The 7,569-nt window shown below is 47.6% G+C and carries 5 protein-coding genes and 1 pseudogene; 4 read left to right on the forward strand and 2 right to left on the reverse strand.

Translation table 11 applies throughout. The features are described from left to right. A pseudogene (locus tag IM509_RS22830) lies at positions 1 to 129 on the reverse strand (Uma2 family endonuclease); the annotation flags it as partial. Positions 130 to 405: 276 nt separating this feature from the next. Between IM509_RS22830 and IM509_RS22835 the strand changes: the two are divergent. Then, positions 406 to 876: a DUF29 domain-containing protein gene (locus tag IM509_RS22835; protein ID WP_052276433.1), complete on the forward strand. Its 471-nt coding sequence runs from the start codon at positions 406 to 408 to the stop codon at positions 874 to 876. A gap of 54 nt (positions 877 to 930) precedes the next feature. Continuing rightward, positions 931 to 5,103, forward strand: a complete 4,173-nt coding sequence (locus tag IM509_RS22840; RefSeq protein ID WP_072927361.1) for a DEAD/DEAH box helicase — start codon at positions 931 to 933, stop codon at positions 5,101 to 5,103. Positions 5,104 to 5,448: 345 nt separating this feature from the next. On the opposite strand, the gene IM509_RS22845 is transcribed toward IM509_RS22840, so the two are convergent. After that, entirely contained in the window at positions 5,449 to 5,985 is a 537-nt protein-coding gene (locus tag IM509_RS22845; protein ID WP_072927358.1) for a deoxycytidylate deaminase, read from the reverse strand. 536 nt (positions 5,986 to 6,521) lie between these two features. Here IM509_RS22845 and IM509_RS22850 point away from each other — a divergent pair. Both IM509_RS22850 and IM509_RS22855 read left to right on the forward strand, forming a co-directional pair. After that, positions 6,522 to 7,250 carry an energy-coupling factor ABC transporter permease gene (locus IM509_RS22850; RefSeq protein WP_072927356.1) on the forward strand — a complete coding sequence of 243 codons (729 nt, stop codon included), beginning with the start codon at positions 6,522 to 6,524 and terminating at the stop codon, positions 7,248 to 7,250. A 28-nt stretch (positions 7,251 to 7,278) separates the two neighbouring features. Beyond that, positions 7,279 to 7,569: PDGLE domain-containing protein (locus IM509_RS22855; RefSeq protein WP_272079388.1), on the forward strand; the 291-nt coding region annotated here is incomplete at its 3' end.

Genomic DNA, 7,569 nt, shown 5'->3' on the forward strand with positions numbered 1-7,569 from the left:
GGCAAAAAGAATCTCAAGATTTTCTTTGATTTTAACGATCCATTCGTATTGTTCGGTATTATCGGCCATGGGTTTACCGTCACTGTCGGGGTATTCAATATCTGGATCAATAGCTGGTGTAAAGGTCATAATTTCTGCTCCGAGGTTATTTGTCTGAAAATTAAATTCTAGCAGCGACGTTATCTTTCCCCTCTAGTCCCAAAATAACATCGCCAATAAGGTTGATCAAAATGTTTGTGTACTTTTGTTAAAAAGAAAAAGTTTTTTTGACAAAAAGAACAACTTGTGCTAGTGAATAAATCTCTAACTTGGCAAAAATTCCCCAGACTAGAAGCTGATCGAGGATAGCGATCGAGCGTTATAATCGAGCCATTACCCCGCGCTCCCGGTCGGGATGAGAAATCTATGATGACCGCTCTCTACGAAGAAGATTTTGTTCTCTGGACGGAAAAAACCGCCGAACTGTTAAAGCGAAAAGAGTTTGACCGGGTGGACTGGGAAAACCTGATCGAAGAGGTGGAGTGTATGGGAAAAAGCGACAGACGGGCTGTAGAGAGTTTGTTAACTCAATTATTAATCCATCTCCTGAAACTATCCTATTGGGAATCGGAAAAAGAACGGAATGCCCGTCATTGGCTCGAAGAAATCGCCAATTTTAGGGTTCAATTGGAAAGAAAGGTAGATAGTCCGACTCTCGCCAATCATCTGCGGGACACTTTCGAGACAGCCTACTCTGATGCCAGAAAATCCCTGATTAACGCGCGGATAGTCGATAAAAATGCGATTCCCCTAGAGTCTATATTCACTCTCCAACAGGTATTAGACGGGGACTGGTTCCCGATCGATATCGAACCTTTTTTGGAAACCCGTCCATAAATTGCAGTCATATCCCCGCAAAAAGATTAGGATTATCCGCGAATATAACCGAATATGCAAGATATAGAGCAAATCCGCCGCCAACTCATCGAACGCTACCAAAAATTATCGACACTAGATCAGGTGATCGTCCGTTTTTTTTCCCTAATCTATGAACCGATCGCCCGCAGCACTTTTCTAGACTGTTTAAATCAAGCTCATTACCGCGACGAGAACAACCGGCGATTTAACGGCCAAACCCTGAAATCCCATTTAGATCTCCTCCTAGAAGCGGAAGTGATCACCCAGGACAAAGGCTACGGGCCGCGCTGTCATCCCCTCCTCGTCGAGATTGCCAGCCGTGATAGCATTAGCAAGGGAGAATTCAAGCGTTTTGCCGAGATTATCAAGGCAAAACTGCCGCAGCCCCGAACTCGTTGGGATGAAAGCCTAGTTTTTCAGGGAAAAGAGCAATTAATCCGAGAAATCCGTCTGGCCATCTATCGTCAGGATTTCGACTCGGTCGAACAACAAATCGCCGATTATCAGAAAACCAGCTATTCTTCCCCAAAAACCAGCCTAGAAGACCTTCTTATCCTCATCTACGATAACCCCTTCGATGGGGATTGGTTACGGACGCAACCGACCAAATTTCAAGCCATAGCACTAAATAGCATTCTTGTCAAGGCTTTTGAAAAAATAACTCGCGCCGATGGGGCTTTTTCCCTCCTAGAAGAACTCTGTCAAGACCAGACCAGTGTTTCCGAAGCCCATTTGTGGCTCGAACAGGCAATCATCCGAGGACAAAGCGATAAAGTGCGTCGGTATCTCGATCGCCCCTTCCCGGAAAGCCAAGCAGCAGCAATCGGGGCGATACGGGGTTGGATTGCCTTTCTGGGCGGGGAAAACAGCAAAGCGATCCAAGAATATACCCTCGCCCTTAAAGCCCTAAAAAAAGCCAAAGGAAAACAAAAAATCTATTTTTCTTCGATTAGCGGCTTCTCCTTTATTTTCGCCCTCCTCAAAGAAGGAACCCCCGAACGTCTCGCCGAGGCCGCCAGCTATACCAGTTGGGTGACGCGTCAAAACGATCATCCTTTCAGTCCTATCTATGCCCGTCTGGAAAAAATCATCGCTGCCCGTCAGGGAGATATGCAGGCCAAAGACGCAATCATCGACGCGACGATCAATCCCTACCAAATGGGCCAGGGTCTAGAGACTCTTATCTGTAGTATCTGTCTCTACTGGATGAGCAGCGACATCGCTAAAAAACATCTGCCCCGCCTACTCTTGCCCCTCTACAAAGATGCCAAGGCGGCCGGCTACCATTGGTTAGCCCTAGAAACCGGGGCCCTACTGTCCCGACTCGATCGAGCGCCGGAAGCGGAGGTGGTTATAAAATGGCATCTCCCTTCCCCCCTGGTAGATGCGATCGAACCCCAAGAAGCTTGGCAACTGTGCCTGAATGCCTTGACTAATCTGTGCGCGCCAACACCAACCCCGGGTAAATCTAACCCCGTCGTCCGCCTTGCTTGGTTTCTCACTATCCATTCCGAGGATTATTTCCTGCAACCAAAAGAACAGAAACTCGACGCGCGGGGTAATTGGAGTCGCGGCCGTCCCGTCTCCCTTAAACGTCTGCGAAAAACTGGAGAAATTGACTATTTAACCCCGCAAGACCTGAAAATTTGCGCCCATATCTTCGTGGAATCCAGTTACTATGGCCAGAACGAGTATCACTTTGAGCGCCGGGCCATTATCGAACTGATCGGTCATCCCCTGGTGTTCTGGGAAGATTCCCCCGGAACGCGGGTAGAAATCGTCGCTGGGGAACCGGAATTGCGAGTAAGAAAGGGAAAATCGGGTAAATTAATCCTGTCTTTACTGCCCGATCTCAGCGATCGCCAAGAAGTGCTGATTTGGAAAGAAACCCCCACTCGCGTTAAGGTAATCGAAGTCAAGCCGGAACACCGAAGCATCGCCGACATTATCGGCAAAAGCAACCGCCTAGAAGTCCCCGACAAGGGCCGGGAAAAAGTCCTGGCTGCGATCAATTCCCTGTCCGGGATAGTGACAGTACATTCCGATATCGGGGGAGGAAAAGCAGCCCGGTCAGTGGCAGCCGATAGTCAACCCCGGATTCATCTCTTACCGGCCGGAGAGGGTTTAAAAGTGGCGGTTCTCAGCCGTCCTTTTGGGGCAGCCGGTCCCTACTTCCAGCCTGGAAAAGGGGGAGAAACAGTAATCGCCGAGATCGAGGGGGAACGGCTGCAAACCACTAGGGATCTGGCCCTAGAGAAAAAACTGGCCCAAACAGCGATCGATTCTTGTCCGATCCTGATCAGTTTCGAGGAAGAAAATGGGGAATGGCGGCTAGAAAATCCAGAGGATTGTCTAGATCTACTGCTGGAATTGCGGGAATTAAGCGATAGCGTCCTTGTGGAATGGCCGGAAGGGGAAAAATGGCGGGTGACGCGTCAGCTTCGATTACAGGACCTACACCTAAATATCCACAGTCAACGGGATTGGTTTGCGGTCAGTGGGGAACTGCACCTAGAGGAGAAATCGGTGCTGAGTATGCAGGAGTTGATGAAATTGCTAGAGGGATCGCCGGGGCGGTTTATTCCCCTCGGAGATGGTCAATTTCTCGCCCTAACCGAGGCATTTCGGGAACGGTTACAGGAAATGCGCGCTTTCTCGGAAAAGTCCGGCGACGGTTTGCGGTTTCATCCCTTCGCTGCCCCGATTCTCTCGGAACTCAGCGAGGAAGTGGGACAACTCAAGGCCGATAAACGTTGGCGCGATAATTTACAACGCTTTCAGGAGAGTCAGGATTTTACCCCAGAAGTCCCCTCAACTCTACAGGCAGAATTGCGCGACTATCAACTGGAAGGCTTTCGCTGGTTAGCTAGGCTGGCCCAGTGGGGGGCCGGGGCCTGTTTGGCCGATGATATGGGATTAGGGAAAACTTTACAGGCCCTAGCAGTGATCCTAACCCGCGCCTCGGAGGGACCGACTTTAGCGATCGCCCCTACTTCAGTATGTTTGAACTGGATCAGTGAGGCGGAAAGGTTCGCACCTACCTTAAATATCATCCAATTGGGTACAGGCGATCGGCAAGCACTACTCGATCGACTGCAACCTTTTGATCTGTTGGTCTGTAGCTATGGGTTATTACAGCAGGAAGAAGTGGCTACCATGTTGGCCGGGGTGGAATGGCGAACAATCGTTCTCGATGAGGCCCAAGCGATTAAGAATTTCTCCACCAAGCGATCGAAAGCAGCGATGAATCTGCGGGGGGATTTTAAACTAATCACCACGGGAACACCGATCGAGAATCATTTAGGGGAATTATGGAATCTTTTCCGTTTTATCAACCCCGGATTGTTGGGATCCTTGGAAAGTTTTGATCGCCGTTTCGCCACCCCGATCGAAAAATACGGCGATAAAACCGCTCGCGAACAGTTAAAAAAACTGGTGCGGCCTTTCCTTCTCCGGCGCACTAAAAACCAAGTTCTGGCGGAATTACCGCCCCGTACCGAGATTTTAGTCCCGATCGAGTTAAGCGTCGAGGAGAAGGCGTTTTACGAGGCCTTACGGCGGCGTGCTTTGGAGAAATTAAGCGAGAGTGACAGTACCGCCGGAGCGAAACATCTCCAGGTACTGGCAGAGATTATGAAATTACGCCGGGCCTGCTGTCACCCGCAGTTAGTGGCTCCAGATTTGGATTTAGCCGGCTCGAAATTGTCCCGTTTCGGGGAAATTCTGGATGATTTATTGGATAATCAGCATAAAGCGTTGGTGTTTAGTCAATTTGTCGATCATTTAGCGATTATCCGCAGTTATCTCGATCAAAGACAGATAAAATATCAATACCTCGATGGTAGTACCCCAGCCAGCGATCGGCAGAAACAGGTGAAAGCGTTTCAAGCGGGGGAAGGGGACGTATTTTTAATTAGTTTAAAAGCCGGGGGGACAGGATTAAATCTCACCGCAGCCGATTATGTTATCCATCTTGATCCCTGGTGGAATCCCGCAGTGGAGGATCAGGCCTCCGATCGCGCTCACCGCATCGGCCAAAAACGTCCGGTGACGATTTATCGCTTAGTGGCCAAGGATACGATCGAGGAAAAAATTGTCGATCTGCACCACCATAAACGCGATCTCGCCGATAGTTTATTGGAGGGAACCGACGCCAGCGGCAAGCTATCCACTGACGAATTATTGCGCTTAATGGCCGAGGGATAGTAGGACTGCAAAGTTTTTCGTGGGGGCAGGGTGTGGGGTTTTACCGATTTTGAGGTAGTCAGTTACCTAATTTTCAGGGAAAAAGTCCAGGAATTTTACCCCCGATCCCTCCAATGGTCGGCACTTTTTGAGGGAAAAAAAGTCTAAAAACCTTGTTGGGGAGGAATAGATAATCAGTTTTTAATAACCGGATTTAGTATTAGACGGGGATTGGTTGGCCATGCCTATAGAAGCTTTTCTGGAAACCCGCCCATAAAAAAATTTTCACTATTTTATGCCAATTCAACTAACTTTATCTACCGTATAGATAGAGATTTTTCCTAGTAATTACCATCCTGATAATAACTACCTGAGATCGATCAAAATGGGATTTAATAAAAATAAGGCCGCATGACTAGCCATTTCTGCTGATAAATAAATCTTTTTATATTTAATAATCCCCGTTTCTAGAAAAGAATCCCTTAACATTGCTTTTGTCCCACTATTAAAATCCGCTTCGTAAAAAACTTCTTTAATTCCCGAAGAAATAATTAGTTTTAAACAGGAAATACAGGGTTCTAAAGTAACGTAAATACTAGCTCCTTGGGTAGAAATACCGTGTTTGGCCGCTTGAGCGATCGCATTAGCTTCGGCATGAATTGCCCGAGAGGGAATTTCTCCGGATTCTCGACAGGTTCCCAAACCGGGATAACAAAAACCCTGGGCAGTACAATGAACCGTTCCCGATGGAGAACCATTGTAACCCGTGGCTAAAACCTGCCGATCTTTGACAATTACCGCACCGACGGGAAAAGCTAAACAGGTGGATCTGGTGGCGGCTAATTTAGCGATCATTAAAAAGTATTCGTCCCAAGTCGGTCTTTTTTCTTCAGAGTTGATCACGGTTTCATACCAAGCTAGAAAAAGCGAAAAAGAGGGGGTTCTCTCTGATAGCTTATCATTAGTTGACCTCTAAACCAATTAAAGCACCATCCTGACCACCGATCGCGTAGCCAATAGCGACAAGTAAACCGGCTAGTAAACCCAATAAAGCAACAGTTGTAAGCTGATTCATCTTTATTTATCTTAGGAAGTGGGAGATATAGGAGATGTGGGGGGACATTTCAGTTATCAGCGCCCTTCAGGATCTGATAACTGATAACTGATTAATGCCTAGCATAAAAACCCAAAAAAGCTCTGAATTTAATAATAATTTAAAGAATTTGACTGCTTGAGAATAATCAGATTTTGGCTGATAGCTAAACCCTGACGGCTGGCCAAATAACAGAAATTCTTAAGAAGCTAAAGGGTTTAAATCCCCAGAGAGAGCATTGTAGAATAAAGCGGTTAGTTATCTACTAGAAGAGAGGACTTTTCCGTCCTAGCGACGCAATTCTATGGAAATCTTTAACCCAAATTGCCAAGGAGACTGAGTTTTAATGTCTGTTAATTTTCTAGGAGTTGGTTTGTTTCACCATCTCCTTACCCCTTATCTCGCCCTCCATATTCCCGACGGCTTTTTGAGTCCACCGGTGAGTCTATTTACTTGGATAATTGCCGTTGTCCTGATTGGCTTTTCTCTCAAAAAAGTGCGCGGCCACTACGCTGAACGGGCTGTACCTTTGATGGGAGTTTGTGCCGCCTTTATTTTTGCCGCCCAGATGATTAATTTTCCCATTCCGGGGGGAACCTCCGGACATTTGTTAGGGGGGACTCTGGCGGGGGTTCTGCTCGGTCCCTGGGCGGGTTCTCTGGTGATGGCGGTGGTTTTTATCGTTCAAGCTTTATTTTTTCAAGATGGCGGTTTAACGGTTTTAGGGGCGAATATCGTCAATATGGGTTTGATCGGGACGTTTGGCGGTTATTATCTCTATCTAGGGATTAGGAAAGCCCTTGGTTTTAATAGTTGGCGCAGTATGGCGATCGCTATTGCCGTAGCTGCTTGGACAAGTGTGGTGGTGGCGGCGTTAGCTTGCGCCCTGCAATTGGCTTTATCTGGCACTGTACCGCTTTTAGTCGCCCTTTTTGCCATGTTATCTTGGCATATCCTCATCGGTATCGGGGAAGCGGTGATTACGGTTTTCGCTGTCGGTTATATCTGGCGAACCCGTCCCGATCTTCTCTACGATCCGCCCCATTCCGTTAATACTTTTGTTTCTCCTTCCTAAGCTTCTCGTCAATAAAGCAATTAAGTCGATGAATATTCGCAGAAATAGGCAATTTTTTCTGATTGGCTTGGTATTATACCTAATTATCGCCGTTTTTCTTTCTCCCTTTGCCAGTCCCGATCCCGACGGACTCGATCGAGTGGCGGAAGACTTACAATTTAGCCAAAAAGAAGACCCCAACGCCCTTGGTAATCAATTACCCTCCGCCCGAATTTTTGATGGTTATGCCCTCAAAGGTGTTCCCGAAGGTGTCGCCACTCCCCTCGCCGGTTTTCTGGGAACTCTTGCCACTTTCGGCATCGCTTGGGGTATCGGTAAA

Source organism: Microcystis sp. M31BS1, from assembly GCF_020245285.1.
Lineage (GTDB): Bacteria > Cyanobacteriota > Cyanobacteriia > Cyanobacteriales > Microcystaceae > Microcystis > Microcystis panniformis.